Source organism: Acinetobacter pittii, assembly GCF_034067285.1.
Taxonomy (GTDB): Bacteria; Pseudomonadota; Gammaproteobacteria; order Pseudomonadales; family Moraxellaceae; genus Acinetobacter; species Acinetobacter pittii_E.
In genome coordinates, this window is the sequence record NZ_CP139286.1 from 149,719 (window position 1) to 166,652 (window position 16,934).

At 39.1% G+C, this 16,934-nt stretch carries 14 protein-coding genes; 11 read left to right on the forward strand and 3 right to left on the reverse strand.

Features of this window, described 5'->3' with window-relative positions; genetic code table 11:
• The first annotated feature begins 236 nt into the window (after positions 1-236).
• The gene (locus tag SOI81_RS00695) at positions 237-1,055 is read left to right on the forward strand and encodes a hypothetical protein (protein ID WP_320541103.1); all 819 of its coding nucleotides are present in this window, start codon (positions 237-239) and stop codon (positions 1,053-1,055) included.
• The gene (locus tag SOI81_RS00700; RefSeq protein ID WP_320541104.1) at positions 1,052-3,163 is read left to right on the forward strand and encodes a DNA methyltransferase; all 2,112 of its coding nucleotides are present in this window, start codon (positions 1,052-1,054) and stop codon (positions 3,161-3,163) included. The genes SOI81_RS00695 and SOI81_RS00700 overlap by 4 nt, the downstream gene beginning before the upstream one ends.
• 261 nt (positions 3,164-3,424) lie before the next feature.
• Here the strand turns inward: SOI81_RS00700 and SOI81_RS00705 are convergent, their stop codons facing one another.
• Positions 3,425-5,611, reverse strand: a complete 2,187-nt coding sequence (locus SOI81_RS00705) for a TonB-dependent receptor (RefSeq protein ID WP_320541105.1) — start codon at positions 5,609-5,611, stop codon at positions 3,425-3,427.
• 230 nt (positions 5,612-5,841) lie between these two features.
• Positions 5,842-6,054 carry a DUF1737 domain-containing protein gene (locus tag SOI81_RS00710; protein WP_239966980.1) on the reverse strand — a complete coding sequence of 71 codons (213 nt, stop codon included), beginning with the start codon at positions 6,052-6,054 and terminating at the stop codon, positions 5,842-5,844.
• A gap of 160 nt (positions 6,055-6,214) precedes the next feature.
• Here SOI81_RS00710 and gshB point away from each other — a divergent pair, with 160 nt between their 5' ends.
• The 8 genes from gshB to lpxC all read left to right on the forward strand — a co-directional run bounded on the left by gshB (position 6,215) and on the right by lpxC (position 15,451).
• Positions 6,215-7,159 carry a glutathione synthase gene (gene gshB / locus SOI81_RS00715; protein ID WP_320541106.1) on the forward strand — a complete coding sequence of 315 codons (945 nt, stop codon included), beginning with the start codon at positions 6,215-6,217 and terminating at the stop codon, positions 7,157-7,159.
• A gap of 237 nt (positions 7,160-7,396) precedes the next feature.
• Positions 7,397-8,494 (forward strand): undecaprenyldiphospho-muramoylpentapeptide beta-N-acetylglucosaminyltransferase, encoded by a 1,098-nt coding sequence (gene murG / locus SOI81_RS00720; RefSeq protein ID WP_224992172.1) that lies wholly within the window; start codon positions 7,397-7,399, stop codon positions 8,492-8,494.
• A gap of 11 nt (positions 8,495-8,505) precedes the next feature.
• Entirely contained in the window at positions 8,506-9,954 is a 1,449-nt protein-coding gene (gene murC, locus SOI81_RS00725) for a UDP-N-acetylmuramate--L-alanine ligase (RefSeq protein WP_239976135.1), read from the forward strand.
• A gap of 37 nt (positions 9,955-9,991) precedes the next feature.
• Positions 9,992-10,918, forward strand: a complete 927-nt coding sequence (gene ddlB / locus SOI81_RS00730; protein ID WP_002121862.1) for a D-alanine--D-alanine ligase — start codon at positions 9,992-9,994, stop codon at positions 10,916-10,918.
• Between the two features lie 2 nt (positions 10,919-10,920).
• Complete coding sequence (gene ftsQ, locus SOI81_RS00735) at positions 10,921-11,775, forward strand: cell division protein FtsQ/DivIB (RefSeq protein ID WP_224992170.1); 855 nt, start codon at positions 10,921-10,923, stop codon at positions 11,773-11,775.
• Between the two features lie 60 nt (positions 11,776-11,835).
• Positions 11,836-13,098 (forward strand): cell division protein FtsA, encoded by a 1,263-nt coding sequence (gene ftsA / locus SOI81_RS00740; RefSeq protein WP_002122057.1) that lies wholly within the window; start codon positions 11,836-11,838, stop codon positions 13,096-13,098.
• Positions 13,099-13,262: 164 nt separating this feature from the next.
• A complete protein-coding gene (gene ftsZ, locus SOI81_RS00745) occupies positions 13,263-14,438 on the forward strand; it encodes a cell division protein FtsZ (protein ID WP_016142754.1) in 1,176 nt (391 codons plus the stop codon).
• A gap of 110 nt (positions 14,439-14,548) precedes the next feature.
• Complete coding sequence (gene lpxC / locus SOI81_RS00750; RefSeq protein WP_016143784.1) at positions 14,549-15,451, forward strand: UDP-3-O-acyl-N-acetylglucosamine deacetylase; 903 nt, start codon at positions 14,549-14,551, stop codon at positions 15,449-15,451.
• A 97-nt stretch (positions 15,452-15,548) separates the two neighbouring features.
• Here the strand turns inward: lpxC and SOI81_RS00755 are convergent, their stop codons facing one another.
• Positions 15,549-15,995, reverse strand: coding sequence for a DciA family protein (locus SOI81_RS00755; protein WP_239976134.1), 447 nt, complete (start codon positions 15,993-15,995; stop codon positions 15,549-15,551).
• 100 nt (positions 15,996-16,095) lie between these two features.
• On the opposite strand from SOI81_RS00755, the gene SOI81_RS00760 reads away from it, so the two are divergent.
• Positions 16,096-16,788 carry a M23 family metallopeptidase gene (locus tag SOI81_RS00760; protein ID WP_016142757.1) on the forward strand — a complete coding sequence of 231 codons (693 nt, stop codon included), beginning with the start codon at positions 16,096-16,098 and terminating at the stop codon, positions 16,786-16,788.
• Positions 16,789-16,934 lie beyond the last annotated feature (146 nt).

The window sequence follows — 16,934 nt, forward strand, 5'->3', positions numbered from 1 at the left end:
GATTTTCGTATAAGGCGTATTATGTTAATTTTAGAAAAATTAAATATCCCAAAGTGATGTTGTCTCATACATCTAGACTCATAGATATCCTCATCTAAAGATATTATGGCTAAAATACGTTTACCTCTACCATTCGCCAGATTTCAATATCCAAATTAATGACTATTCTTAAAACCTTTGAGAATATGCTATTAATTTCATATAGACCTTTGAATTTATTAGTAATAAGGATAATCATGTCAAAAGATAGTACAGTTTTCGATGTTTTTGAACAATGTGTTTTAGCTGTTCAAAATGGCGAGTTGATTGAAGCAGTTTCTTCAAAAGATAAGGAATTTCATTTCCAAAACTGGTTTCAAAAACGCCTTGAAAACTTAAGTATTTACTTTGAAGGATCTGGAAGAAATACTTATCCTGATTTCTGTTTAGTAAATAAAGCTGAAGGTTTTGAAATTAAAGGACTTGCTTGGCCAGGGCGTGAACGTGACTACGACTCAAATAGCCAAGTACCTACAGGTTTCCATAATGGCCGTACTATATTTTATGTATTTGGCCGTTATCCTGCAGACCTTTCAGATTATTCTATCGGTGATAGTAATCAAAAACAGTATCCAGTTGTTGATTTAGTTATATGTCATGGTGACTTCTTAAATGCAGACCATAATTACGTCCATAAAAATAAAAATGTTAAAGGATTTGGTACTTATGGCGACATTATGATTCGTGATCGAAAAATGTATGTTGCTCCTACACCTTTTGCCTTAACAGAAGGTACTACAGGATTAATGACTCTAATTTTACCAGAAGGCTTTGGTACAGATGCTCGATACCAAGAGGTCGGACAACTTACTAGAGTTGAAGCAGATTCTTTAGTGGTAGGCTATAATTTCGATTTGCGTACAAATGACTTAGTAGCAGAAAGATGTGAGAATCCTAAAGGAAAAACTGAACACAAATTTATTGCATATCGACTACTTAGCCAAACTAATAAATCAGTTCTTATGTCAGATAAATCGTCTTCAGTAAAAGATGATAAGAAGTTGCGTAGTAAATGATAGATATTGCAAAAACAATGCAGAATACAGACTCAACATCTACAACGGCTTTAGAAGCTCAATTTCCTATAGTTGAAATTAGCCAGATTGCTGAACAAGAGAGTTGGCGTAAAGAAATTAATCGCCCGATTTATCATATTCATAAATGGTGGGCTACTCGCTTAGGCTCAGTCTTTCGTGCTATCACAATAGGTGCTTTAACTCCTCCAAACACTAATATTTGGGAAGAGTTTTATAAGACTCATAATTTAAAAGATAAAGTAGTTTTAGATCCTTTTATGGGTAGTGGAACTTCTGTTGGCGAAGCATTAAAGCTGGGTGCAAAGGCTATCGGTAATGATATTAACCCCATCAGTACTTTTTTAGTTCGTCAAGCTTTCACACCTGTTCCTGAAGCAGATTTACAGGCTGCATTTGAATACTTAGAGGAAAGAGTAGCTCCTAAAATTCGACACTATTATCAAACTCGAGATCCATTAACTGGGGAAAAAATACCTGTTCTATATTACTTTTGGGTTAAAACAGTAACGACACCGGATAATGAAGTAATTCCGCTATTTTCACGTTACGTTTTCTCACAAGATGCTTATCCGAAAAAAAAACCAAAAGCTCAAATTGTCTGTCCTAATTGTTGGGAAGTGTTAGAAGATCGATATGATGCGACTGAGTTATGTTGTAAAAGTTGTGCATATATTTTCAACCCGCAAAAAGGGCCAGCTAGTGGTCAGAACATAACAGTAAAGGATGGAACAAAATATAAAATCAAAGATTTAATACCTAAGAATACACCTCCAAAGCAACGTATGTATGCATTGATGGCTTTGCGTAAGGATGGTTCAAAAATCTACTTAAAAGCTACTCAAGAAGATTTTGATTTATATGATGAAGCTGACAAAAGACTTGATATAGAAAATCTTCCACTACCTCAAACTGAGGTTCGTCCTGGTCATAATACAGATCAAGCACGAGGTTATAACTATACTAAATGGCGTGATTTTTTTAATTCTCGTCAACTGCTTTGCTTGGGTCTACTCTTAAAGGAAATTCTGAATATAAAGAATCAAATAATTCAAGAACAGATCCTTTGCTTATTCTCCAGTACATTGGAATTCAATAACCTTTTCTGCAGTTTTAAAGGTGAGGGAACTGGTGCTGTACGCCATATGTTTTCAAACCATATTTTAAAGCCTGAACGTACCCCACTAGAGAATTCTATTTGGGGAACTAATCGAAGCAGTGGGACATTCAGTACTTTATTCGAATCTCGATTATTACGAGCTAAACGTTACTTAGATACTCCTTTTGATTTAGAGTTTAAATATGACATGTTTGGTGAGCGGATAGGTTCTAATAAGATTATCGTAAGCAATCCAATTACAGCTCAGCGTGTAGAAAATTGGGAAGAATTAAAGCTTCAAGAACATGGAGTATTAATTTTAAATGGAGATAGTTCAAAACTGCCATTACCAGAAAAAACTGTAGATGCTGTTATTACTGATCCACCATATTTTGACTTTGTGCATTATTCTGAACTGAGTGATTTCTTTTTTGCTTGGTTGTCTCCTGTTTTACGTGATCGTTATGACTGGATGTCATCTATAGATTCATCTCATCCAGGAGAAGTTCAGCACAATGACCCCAAGATATTTTCAAATCAATTATCTTCAGTATTTAGTGAAGCTTGTCGTGTTCTAAAAGATGAGGGAATTCTTGCATTTAGTTTTCATCATTCGCGTGCTGAAGGATGGGCGGCTATCTATGAAGCTATTAATAAATCCGGTTTAGCGATTGTTACAGCACATGCTGTTCATGCTGAACAGCGCTCTGCCAGTCCCAAAACTTCAGCTAAAGAGCCTATTAGTATTGATGCAATTCTTGTTTGTCGTAAAAAAAGATTTGCTACAAATCACTTTGTTTCTATGGCAGAACTAAACACTATTATCGAAAAAACTTCAGTTCAGCTCCAAAATGGAGGGATGAAGATTTCAAATAATGATAAATTTGTTATCAGTGCTGCCCAAACCTTAATTTCCTATGCTACTCATGACTTAAGCTATGATGAAATTAAAAAGCATTTAGAAAATGTAAGAATACTATTTAATAGTTAGGTAATTATTTTATATAGGGAAAATAATAAATATATTTTCTCTCTATAATTTATTTGGCATAAAATCTCATATGCGAATCCCATTCCCTCCCACTTCTTACACTTCACGGTCATGCCCAACTTGTCTTGTTGACCTTGTTCAGTCATCACCAATTGCGAAAAAGAAGCGCTAGCAAATATGCAAGCTTATCGCGAGAAATATGGTATCTAAAAAGAAAAAGGCATACCTCTAAATAGGGGTATGCCTTTTTAATATTTTTATTTAAAACTGATAATTCAAACGCAATAACACATTACGTGGTGTGCCTGGCATGCTGTCTGAACGCCAGTACTCTTTATTAGTTAGGTTATTTACCGCAAGTGTGACATTCCATGGGTCAGCACTATAGCCAATCGCTGCATCGATACGGTTAAAGCCTTCCATTTTTACTTGATTATTAATATTTGGATAATAAGACCCGACATAGGTTACCCCCACCTCTGTATACCACTGCTCGGTTGGTAAATAGCGAACAAATAAATTACCCGTGTTTTTAGATGTGTTGGCTAAATAATTGCCTTCTCGCTCAGGGTTTTGTTTGTCTTCTTTCACTTTTGCATCTGTGTAGCCATAACCACCACGCACAAAGACATTATCAAGTACGCGACCAATAAAGCTAAATTCAAGACCACGGGATTGATGTTGACCCGCAGTTGCCCATACTTCTGGCTCACTGTCAGGGTTTGGTTTATAGCGGATATTATTTTTACGAATATCAAAGACAGAAAATTGAGTATTTAAACGATTATCTAACCATTCACTTTTTACCCCAACTTCGTATTGCTCGTTATATTGAGGCTCTTTATCCATTTTTGTGACATCGGTGCTTCCAGTAACTTGGTTAACACCCATTTGTCCGCCAAATGGTGCAAAGCTCTTAGAATAAGACGTGTAAAAGCTATGTTCAGGAAGTGGTTGCCATACCAAACCAACATTTGGGCTAAAACTACCGTCTTTTACATTACGGTGTTCATTAGTTAACTTGTTAGTGGTTGAAAAGTCAAAGTAATCGTAGCGGATACCTAGCATGAGTTTAAGTTGATCATTTAGCCCAATTAAATCCTGCATAAATACGCCGTAAGTTGTGCCTTCATTATAGTTATGCTGACTAATTTTTAATGGGCCATTGCCACGACTGTACTCTCGTTCACCAGTGATTGGATTAACGTAACCATAAATGGCTGACCCATTTTGAGTTTTATTGGCTAGACGTGGCTCTCGCTGTTCATAAGTCCAGTCTGTACCCACCATAATTTGATGTTCAAGCTGGCCTGTTTTGAACTTGCCCTTAATATCAAATGTATTTGTGGTGGTCTTATTGCTGGTTTGTTGCCAGTAGTAAATTTGGTCGATGTAACCTTTTTTAGTACAAGACTCATTCTTTGAGTTTTTTCCATCTAACCCACAATAAGTTCCAAAATAAAAGTGGTCAAAGTTCTGCTCTGCTTGTCGGTAACTTGCTGCCCAGTGGAAGTTCCAATCAGGCGCATATTCATAATTCACATCGGTACGGACCACTTGCAAAATATCATCAACATAATCGCCGTCTTGGGCAAATCCTGTTTTAATTGAAGTTCCCGCAGGCAGAATGTCATGTGATGGTCCGCGATCAGGTACACGACCTAATTTGTCATAGGTATATTGCGTGGTCCAAGTGAGTGTTCCATCGTCATTTTTATAAGTGAAACTTGGCGAAAACATTTCAATCTTATTTTCAATACCAGAGCGGAAGCTGCCTGTCTCGCCATATTCTCCCGTTAAACGGACTGCTAAATTGTCATTAATGACTTGGTTGATGTCAGCGGTTGTTCCGTAGTTATCATATGAACCCGCATATGCGCCAACTGAACTTTTAGAGTCAAAATTGGCGAACTTACTCACCATATTCACAACCCCACCACCAGCGCTACGACCATATAAAACAGAAGCGGGGCCTTTTAAAATTTCTATACGCTCGATATTTGCTGTACTACGGCGTACTTGTCCACTTTCACGTATACCATCACGGTAAATATCGCCTGTATCAGCACCAAAACCACGAATCGTAATGCCATCACCGCGCATATCGTAACTGGTTGATACGCCTGGAGTACCTTGTAGCATCACACTTAAATCATTCGATCCATAAATTTTATATTTCTGTACATCAATAGTATCAACGGTTTGAGGAATATCTTTTTTGTCTAAACCATTACGTGTGACATTGGCCTTGTCATAATCGATATAACTTTTAATCGGGTCGAGCTCACTCATGGCTTCAATTTTTATGGTGGGCATGGTAGCTGCCACTTTTGATGAGTCAGTTACATCTTCTGCATAGGCACCTTGAATATTCAAGATCATTAAACTAAGTAAGCTGAGCGGGAATGAACCCTTAATTTGGGGAGATGATAAAGAAATTCTTAACATAAAAATAAAATCAATTAACAAAAATAAAAGTATAAATGATAATTATAATCATTTAATTGTTTAGAATAAAAGAAATATTGCCTTAAAAAATGACATATTTATTGTTTAGTAACTGATTTTTAGAAAGATGATTGGGGAATTAAACGGATAATATGAGTTAACTCATTAGTTTTTCTTGTTAATTGATTTTTGAAAGGGGAGCTTTTTACCGATTAAAGCTCCCCTTAGAATTACGCATTATTTTTGAGAACATCTAAAATATCCATTTCTGGATCATAATTTTCATTAATCGTTTTACAAATTGCTTGTCCAACAATCACATGCGTGCCATTAAAGGTCATGGTTGGCGCTCCGTATAATTCCCAACCATGATTCAGTGCTTTAGTGACTCGTGCACAAAAAGCAGAGTCATCTGGGCCTGTTAAATAGCGATAAAGTTTCATCTTTAGCCTTTAAAAATAATATTTTATGAATATAGTTTAACCGAATTTACCTTTGCTCTAGATAAAGAAATAACAGATAAGGTTTTACTGAAATTAAGAAAAACCAGTGAAAAATCTCAGTTATACTCATGCTAATTTAAATTTTAAGAAGAGCTTGAGCATGCGTGTACTTGTCGTCATGGATCCGATTGAAACCGTAAACCTTAAAAAGGATTCAACCATGGCAATGTTGTGGGCGGCGAGCCGTCGTGGACATGAATTAGGTTATGCATTACAGCAAGATTTATATATTGATCAGGGTAAGGCGTACGGCCTAATCTCACCGTTAAAAGTTTTTGAAGACTACAATCATTACTATGAGCTAGGCGAAAAGAAAAAAGAATCTATCGCAGCTTATGATGTTGTGCTCATGCGTAAAGATCCACCGTTTGACATGAATTTTGTCTATACAACTTATGTGCTTGAGCAAGCTGAGCGCGAAGGTTCATGGATTATTAATAAGCCTCAGTCACTGCGTGATTGCAACGAAAAAATTTTTGCAACGCAATTTCCAGAACTACAAGTACCTACACTTGTGACATCGCAACAAAGTTTAATCCGTGAATTTATTAAAGAACATGGTGATGTCATTGTTAAGCCACTTGATGGTATGGGTGGTATGGGTATTTTCCGTTTATACCAAGACGGTGTAAATATTGGATCTACCTTAGAAATGCTGACAGAGCTAGGTACACGTCCAATTATGGCACAGCGCTATATTCCTGAAATTGTAGAAGGGGATAAGCGTATTTTAATGGTAAACGGTGAGCCTATTCCTTATTGTTTGGCTCGTATTCCACAAAATGGTGAAGTACGCGGTAACTTGGCGGCAGGCGGTTTAGGCCAAGCGCGTCCGCTTACTGAAAACGATAAGTTGATCGCAGCTAAAATTGGTCCTTTCTTACGCGAAAAAGGTTTGGTTTTTGTTGGTTTAGATGTAATTGGTAATTATGTCACTGAAATTAATGTTACTAGCCCAACCTGTATTCGTGAAATTGATGCTCAATTTGGTACATCAATTGCAGACAATTTATTTGATGTATTAGAAGCTGGTCGTTCAGCTTAACTCGTTATTTCAGGTGGTTTTCTAAGGTATTTATGGGAAATCACCTGAAAATATATGAATTAATAAAATAACAATACTAAATACACCACAGCTTTGTAGGCATATTTTCAAAAAAGCACATCTTTCTGTTATAAACGAGTGAAATTCGCTTTTCGTTAATGAAGCTTTAGGATTAAAATAAACGGCTACAAAAATAGATGACAATTTCCATTGTTTTTTGAGTTGAAGAATTAGACCGTGACCGATTCACAGCAAAGCAAACCCAAACATGTCATGATGATGGCTGCCGGTACAGGTGGACATGTTTTTCCAGCCCTCGCCGTAGCCAAGCAACTTCAACAACAAGGTTGTCAGGTTTCATGGTTAGCCACGCCAACAGGTATGGAAAATCGGTTGTTAAAAGATCAAAATATTCCAATATATCAAATTGATATTCAAGGGGTTCGTGGTAATGGATTAGTCCGTAAAATTGCTGCACCTTTTAAAATTTTAAAAGCCACTTTGAGCGCAATGCGCTATATGAAACAGCTTAAAGTTGATGCAGTTGCAGGCTTTGGTGGTTATGTGGCGGGGCCGGGTGGTTTAGCCGCACGTTTGTTAGGTATTCCTGTACTTATTCATGAGCAAAATGCAGTTGCAGGTTTTACCAATGCGCAGTTATCTCGCGTTGCTAAAGTGGTGTGCGAAGCATTTCCAAATACCTTTCCTGCTGGTGGAAAAGTCGTAACCACAGGAAATCCTGTGCGTCGTGAAATCACGGATATTTTAAGCCCAAAGTGGCGCTATGATGAGCGTGAGCAAGCGGGTAAACCTCTAAATATTCTAATTGTTGGCGGTTCTTTAGGTGCTAAAGCACTCAACGAACGCTTACCTCCAGCATTAAAACAATTACAAGTTCCACTCAATATTTTTCACCAGTGTGGCCAGCAACAAGTTGAGGCAACTCAAGCACTTTATGCAGATGCACCAGCTCATTTAACTGTTCAAGTTTTGCCTTTTATTGAAGATATGGCAAAGGCTTATAGTGAGGCGGATTTAATTATTTGCCGAGCTGGAGCACTCACGGTGACAGAAGTTGCAACAGCAGGTGTGGCCGCAGTTTTTGTACCACTTCCTATAGCAGTTGATGACCACCAAACTGCAAATGCCAAATTTCTGGCCGATGTCGGCGCTGCGAAAATTTGCCAGCAATCGACCATGACACCAGATGTTTTAAATGAATTGTTCACTTCGCTGATGAACCGCCAATTACTTACCGAAATGGCAGTGAAAGCGCGTCAACATGCCCAACCAAATGCGACTCAGCATGTGGTTGATCTTATCCAAAAAATGTAATCGGATTTACTATGTCTCCATCAACAGCTGCGAACCAAGCAAAAAAACTGATTAAAGTGCCTGAAATGCGCCGTATCAAACACATTCATTTTGTGGGGATCGGTGGCGCTGGGATGTGTGGCATTGCAGAGGTTTTGGGTAACCAAGGCTATAAAATTTCCGGTTCAGACATTAAAGCGTCTAAAACTACAGAACAATTAGAGAAAAATGGCATCAAAGTTTATATTGGCCATCAACCGGAAAATATTAAAAATGCCAATGTGCTTGTAGTTTCTACAGCAATTGATCCGGAAAATCCGGAAATTAAAGCTGCGATTGAACAGCGTATTCCAATTGTACGTCGTGCAGAGATGCTAGGCGAACTAATGCGTTATCGTCATGGTATTGCTGTAGCAGGTACACATGGTAAAACCACAACTACAAGTCTTTTGACGACGATGTTGGCTGAAGAAAACCTCGACCCAACTTACGTTATTGGTGGTTTACTTAACAGTACAGGCGTAAATGCAGCATTAGGTGAAAGTCGTTTCATCGTAGCTGAAGCTGATGAATCAGACGCATCTTTCCTTTATTTGCAACCAATGGCAGCGATTGTAACGAACATTGATGCTGACCATATGGATACCTATGAAGGTAGCTTTGATAAATTAAAAGATACATTTGTACAGTTCCTTCATAACTTACCATTTTATGGTTTAGCCGTAGTGTGTGGTGATGACGCCAATATTCGTGAAATTCTGCCACGTGTAGGCCGTCCGGTTATTACTTATGGTTTTAATGAAGATAATGACATTCGCGCAGTTGATATTGAACAAGATGGTATGCGTTCGCACTTTACTGTGTTGCGTAAAGGCCGTGAACCATTACGTCTAACGATTAATCAACCGGGTTTGCATAATATTTTAAATGCCTTGGCAGCAATTGGTGTTGCAACGGATGAAGGTGTTTCTGATGAAGCAATTAGCCGTGCATTAGCAGGATTTAGTGGTGTAGGTCGCCGCTTCCAAGTACAAGGTGAGTTTGAACTTGCTGATGGCAATGTTAAGTTAGTTGATGACTATGGACACCATCCTAAAGAAGTAGAAGCAACCATTAAAGCTGCTCGTCAAAGCCATCCGGATCGTCGTTTGGTTATGTTGTTCCAGCCACATCGTTACTCTCGTACTCGCGATTGTTTTGATGACTTCATTGAAGTGCTCTCTCAAGTCGATCAATTATTATTGTTGGAAGTTTATCCTGCTGGTGAAAAACCTATTGTGGGTGCAGATAGCCGTACTTTGGCGCGTAGTATTCGTTTACGTGGACAAGTAGAGCCGATTTTAGTTGATCCGGTTGAAGGTAATTTGCAAAACATCATGCAAAATGTGTTACAACCAAATGACTTGTTATTAACGCAAGGTGCGGGTAACGTGGGAGCAATTTCAGTAGAACTTGCACAACACCATTTGTATGTGAAATAAACAAAAAGTATTGAATTATCGGGTTAAGGATTTAAACGTGTCAAATGCTACAAAATTCGGCAAAGTTGCCGTGTTATTTGGTGGGAAATCGGCTGAGCGTGCTGTGTCTTTAGATAGTGGTCAGGCAGTTTTGGACGCTTTGTTACGTTCAGGTGTTCAGGCTGAAGCATTTGATCCGCAAGACCGCAGTGTGACTGAACTTGTAAATTATGATCGTGCATTTATTGTATTGCATGGTCGCGGCGGTGAAGATGGCCAGATTCAAGGTGTACTTGAATGGTTAAATCTGCCTTATACAGGAACCGGTGTACAAGGTTCTGCTATAGGCATGGATAAAGTTAAAACCAAGCAAATCTGGCAAGGTAGTGATTTACCTACAGCGCCATATCGCATTATTACTAAAGAAACAGATTTAGATGCGGTAATTGCTGAGTTGGGCTTACCTGTCATTATCAAACCTGTGCACGAAGGCTCGAGTGTCGGCATGAGTAAGGTTGAGAAAGCAGAAGACTTTGCTGCTGCAATTGAAAAAGCGACCCAGCACGATGCTGTGGTGATGGCCGAAAAATGGATCACTGGTCGTGAATTCACAATTTCTTTCCTAAATGGACAGCCTTTGCCGGTTATTCGTTTGCAGCCACCAGCAGATGTTGCTTTCTACGACTATGAAGCGAAATATCAACGTAATGATGTAGAGTATGGTATCCCTTGTGGTCTCAGTGAGACTGAAGAGAAAAACCTGCAAGCATTGTGTTTACGTGCTTTTCAGGCTGTTGGTGCAGAAGGCTGGGGGCGTATTGATGCAATGCAGGATGAGCAAGGTAATTTCTGGCTTTTAGAAGTAAATACTGTCCCAGGTATGACCAGCCACTCTTTAGTTCCAAAAGCTGCTAAGGCTGTTGGTTATAGCTTTGATGAATTGTGTGTTGCAATTCTTGAGCAAACATTGGAAGGTACGGCTTAAATATGGCACAACTTCCGGCTTCCATGCGCCGTAAACGTGCGGCCATCACCTCTATTCATGATAAACCACCTACACGTAAGCAGAAACTTGCGAATGCTGGTGGATGGGTGCTGTTGGTTATTGCTTTTGTAGTGCTGGCAGTCGGAGTTTATGGGTTATATAAAGTTATTACAGATGCAAAAGTTGCAAAACTAGAAGTTGTCGGTTCAGCCTCATCGGTTGAAACACAACAAGTGATGCAACATGTTGCTCCAATTATAAAAGCAAATTATTTCACATCTGATTTAGAGCAGATTCGTGACAAAACATTAGAAATTTCATGGGTAGACCGAGTTGTTGTATCTCGTGCTTGGCCCAATGGTATTCGTGTTCGTGTCATGCCTCGACATGCTATCGCCCGTTGGGGAACAGGTCGCTTGTTAAGCGATGGAGGCGATGTGTTTAGTGAGGCGGAGCCAACAATTCATCCTGAACTTCCGTTGCTTCATGGGCCGGTAAGTCAGTCAAAAATGATGATGCGACGCTATAATGAAATTAATCAATTATTCCATCCTGTCAATTTACGCTTAAAAGAGTTATATCTGACTGAGCGAATGACTTGGTTTATGCAGTTTGACTCTGGTTTACGCATTATTGTTGACCAAGATCAAACAATGAATAAGTTGCAACGTCTAAGTCATTTGGCACAATCTGACTTAAAACAGGTGTGGCCGAAAATCTCAGCCATTGATTTGCGATATCGTAATGGATTATCTATTCAATGGAAGAACGCAACACCACCTAAAATTGTGAATGGTCAGTTTGTTGTAACGATTGATGACACAAGCATTGCAGGTGGAACAAAAGCAAAGCCATAATACGTGGCTTTAAAATAGGCAATTTGCCTGGTATTAAACAACAAAGAAATGGTATGAGTGATGAGTGAAGCTGTTCCCTCAGTTGTTGCGATTGACATTGGGACGCATAAAGTTTCAGTTTTGATTGGAAAAATTCATGCGCCGGATAACATTCAGGTTATCGGTATGGCAACTGCTCGCAATCGAGGCATGAATAAAGGAAAAATTGTAAGCCTCGATAAAGTCATTGCTGCGATTAAAAATGCTGTTGCGGAAGCGGAAAATATGGCCGAATGTCGCATTCATAGCGCATGGGTATCTATTCCGAGTACCGAGTTGCAAAGTTTTTATGCCTCTGGTCGCACACCAGTATCTAATCCAGCACATGTGATTACAACAAATGAAGTTGTGCGCGCGTTAGAATTGGCAAAAGCAAGTCATGTGACTTCTGATTACTATTTAGCAAGTGCAGTACCGCTAGGCTTTGAATTAGGTGATTCTGCTGAATGGGTTCAGAATCCAATTAATATGACTGCCCATAGTATGACTGGACATTATCAGTTAATGATGATGCCTATAGCGACTATGCAAAACCTTGATCGTGCGATGAAAGGCGCAAATATCGGGGTTGAAAAAATGGTGGTGTCTTGTCTGGCAACCGCTGAGGCAAGCTTGCTGAAAGATGAAAAAGAGTACGGTGTTTGTCTCGTTGATATTGGCGCAGGCATTACCAATCTTGCAGTTTATCTTGATGGACGTTTAGCGCTAGCGCGTACATTGCAGCGTGGTGGTGAGCATGTCACACGTGATATTGCCGCTGTATTGCAAACTACGACAGAAGAAGCTGAACGAATTAAAATTCTACATGGTTGTGTCGATTTAAGTGCTGTTAAGCCAGATCACATGATTCAAGTAGAAGGGATTGATGGCCCTCAAACTATTAGCCGGATTGAGTTGTCAGAAATTATTATTGCTCGTTATGAAGAGATCTTTAGCCAGATTCGCGATGAACTCGAACAAAGCGGTGCAATTCATGGTTTATACCATGGTGTAGTATTGACAGGGGATGCTTGTCAAATAGAAGGTATGGTGAGTTTAGCTCGTCGTATGTTGGGTGTATCTGCACATTTGGGTAATCCACCGTTACAGGTTTATGCTGATGATCAACATCAAGCAGCCTTACGTCGTTCTATGTATGCAACAGCAGCTGGTTTGCTCATGTTTAGCCAAAGTGAGTTGCAAGATGCTGTTGAAGAGCCTGAAGAGGCAAATGACCGTTCGGTATGGGAACGAATGGTAAATGGCTGGAATGCGTTTAATAGCAAGTTAAAAGCCATTTTTTAGGATGTATGTATTTATTGGTAGAATTGTTAGGAAGTTGTAAGAGAAAACCGCTGTACTTGACAAGGTTGGTATTGCACAGCATTCTTAAAATTAGTTATTTTTGAAAATCAAGGCAGTATACGGGCTGAAGTGACTGCCATAATGTATTAGGAACCCTAAAGGTCATGGCCTCATTTGAATTTATAGAAGATGAACTAAACGATGGCAACGGTCAAGCCCGTTTCACTGTATTTGGTGTAGGTGGTGGTGGCGGTAATGCCGTTCAACATATGGTGCAGTCTGATATTCAAGGTGTTAAATTCGTTTGTGCCAATACAGACAAACAAGCACTGGACTGTATGAATGCACCTTTTAAAATTCAGTTAGGCGAGCAAAGTACACGTGGTCTAGGTGCTGGTGCTAACCCTGAAGTAGGGCAAGTTGCAGCAGAAGAAAGCCGTGAAATCATTCGTCATCACCTTGAAGGTACCGATATGGTTTTCGTTACCGCTGGTATGGGTGGTGGTACAGGTACTGGTGCAGCGCCTGTTGTGGCTGAAGTTGCCAAAGAAATGGGTATTTTGACTGTTGGTGTAGTTACAACTCCATTTAACTTTGAAGGCCGTCGCCGTTTAAAATCTGCTGAACGCGGTATTGAAGCACTTGAAGCACATGTTGATTCATTGATTATTATCCCTAACCAACGCTTATTGAGCGTATATGGCGATATTTCAATGAAAGATGCTTATAAAAAAGCTGATGATGTATTGTTAAACGCTGTACGTAGTATTTTTGACTTGGTTGTTAACCGTGGTCACATTAACCTTGACTTCGCCGATTTGAAAACCGCAATGAGTACGCGCGGTTACGCAATGATGGGTGCTGGTTTAGGTCGTGGTGAAGACCGTGCGCGTCAAGCTGCTGAACAAGCGATCCGTAGTCCATTACTTGATAATGTTAATATTATTAATGCCAAAGGCGTGTTAATTAACATTACGGGTGGTGATGATATTACGTTACGTGAAACAGAAATCATTACTGATGTTGTGAACCAGATTGTTGACCTTGATGAAGGCGAAATCTTCTACGGTACAGTATTTGACCCAGATGCACGTGATGAATTACGTGTAACAGTGATTGCAACCGGTTTAACTCGTAATGCAGCAGATGCTGAACCGAGAAAGCGTAATACGGTAAGCCATGCATCAACTCAATCAGCTCAATCTGTTGATGAAGATGATGTTCCTGCAATCAATAAACGTCAAAATGCTGATAATGAAGTCAGTAGCGCAGCAAGTTCTACTCCGCGTTCTTCTCCAATGAGTATTCAAGATTACTTGAAAAATCAGCAACGTAAGTAAATAATCGTTAGATTTAATGAAAGGCAGTGTTTAAACACTGCCTTTTTTTATTTTTGATCAATGACTAAATATGCTAACGTATAGCGGTTTTAAAAAAGAAGTTACAAAGCATGGTGAAACAACGTACTCTCAGTCGTGTGGTAAAAGCGAGTGGAATAGGTCTTCATAGCGGTCAAAAAGTGATGATCAATTTCATTCCACATACCGTGGATGGAGGTATTGTATTTCGCCGTATCGATTTGGATCCACCGGTTGATATCCCTGCCAATGCATTATTGATTCAAGAAGCTTTTATGTGCTCCAATTTAGTCACTGGAGATATAAAAGTGGGAACAATTGAGCATGTAATGAGCGCAATTGCAGGTTTAGGAATTGATAACCTGATTGTTGAAGTATCTGCGTCCGAAGTTCCGATTATGGACGGAAGTGCTGGTCCATTTATTTACCTTTTGATGCAAGGTGGATTGCGTGAACTGGATGCACCGAAAAAATTTATAAAAATATTAAAACCAGTTGAAGCACTGATTGATGATAAAAAAGCAATTTTTAGCCCGCACAATGGTTTCCAATTAAATTTCACAATCGATTTTGACCATCCAGCATTTGCTAAAGAATATCAATCTGCAACGATCGACTTTTCGACAGAAACTTTTGTTTATGAAGTTAGTGAAGCACGTACGTTTGGTTTCATGAAAGACCTAGATTATCTGAAAGCAAACAATTTAGCGCTAGGCGCAAGTTTGGATAATGCAATTGGTGTAGATGATACAGGGGTCGTTAATGAAGAAGGTCTACGCTTCGCCGATGAATTTGTCAGACATAAGATTTTAGATGCAGTAGGTGATTTGTATTTGCTTGGTCATCAAATTATTGCCAAGTTCGATGGCTATAAATCGGGACATGCTTTAAATAATCAGCTGTTACGCAATGTTCAAAGTGATCCGAGTAATTATGAAATTGTAACATTTGATGACGAGAGTCAGTGTCCAATTCCATATGTCAGCGTGACATAAGTCATTGTCTTTACTTGGCTACGTTATAATGTAACATTTAAAAGTGTGATTATAATCACATAACAAGAACGATTCTAATTAAGAAATAGAAAGCTGATCATTTTTTATTGCTTGCCAAACGTAGTAAAGCTTGGCTAAGCTTAGGGTCGCTCACGAAGTCGGCTGCACTACGTAACATTTCTTGTGTTTCCGGGGGGATGGGTTTAGATGGCTCAGATGAGGGTGCATTGGGAGTATTTTTATTTCTCAATCGAACCTGAATTCTTTGTAAGTCTTTTAACCCTTCAAGCTGAGATAATTTAGATACATATTGGTTCTGTAAGTAACTGAGTTGACTGATCATCGCTTGATTTTCACCAGTAATGATTAAAGAACCATTTTGATAACACACGACCTGCCATTGTTCCGGTTGGGGCAATAAGGGTTGGATAATTTTCGTAAGTCTTTGCCATTGCGCGACTTGCGTTGTTAGAAACGTAAGGTTTCCTGTTTTTATGTGTTTTCCGGTTTGTTGAAAAACGTTATCGGGTTTAGACATGTTCATTCTCGGATGGATTCTTGTCTTAATCTTAAGCGTTCATTTCAATCGATATCAAGGAAGAGATCATAAGGAACTTGAGTAAGAACAGTTTCAAGAGGTTTTTATGCACACGCGTCGTATTTTATTAGCGTTTTCACTTGCCGCTTCGGCAGCATCAGTTGCTTTTGCAGATTATCAAACAATTAACCAATCTACTGACTCAGATCGATTGGAACAGCTATCAAAAACATTATCTCAAGGTTCATATACTCATCCTGACGATTTAGATCTTCCGGCGAGTGCGAAAGTTTCAGTGACCTTACGCCAAAAAACAGTTGAACTCAACAATGAGTCGCTTGCAAAGAAGTATGGTAATGCGACCGCAAAGAATTCTTTTAATGCTTCTTCTTCAAATTCTTACTCTTGGTTAGTTTCTCATCCTCTTCCTGATACGGTACGAGTTTCTTCAAACTTTGGTGGTCGCACCATGGGTGGTCGTGCAGAACATCATGGTGGTTTAGATATGGCTGCTCCGAGTGGCACACCAATCTATGCTACAGGCCCAGGTATCGTAACTAAATCTGGTTGGGGCACTGGCTATGGTCAATATGTTGAAATTAACCATGGCAATGGTTACTTAACGCGTTATGCTCATGCTTCACGTTTAATGGTTCGTGTAGGCGACCAAGTGTCAGCAGGCGAGCATATTGCTAATGTAGGTTGTACAGGTCGTTGTACTGGCCCACATTTACATTATGAAGTAGTAAAAGATGGTCAACGTAAGAACCCAACGACTTACTTAGCGATGCTTCCATAAAAGCATAGTTAAAAAGGTAAGGTTATTAAATTTATGAATCTAAAACTAAGCTAAACCTTTTTTAACGTAAAGATTGTATAAAAAAACGCCATTATTGGCGTTTTTTTGTTATTTTGTTTAATGCTCGGTCAATGACTATTCATTCA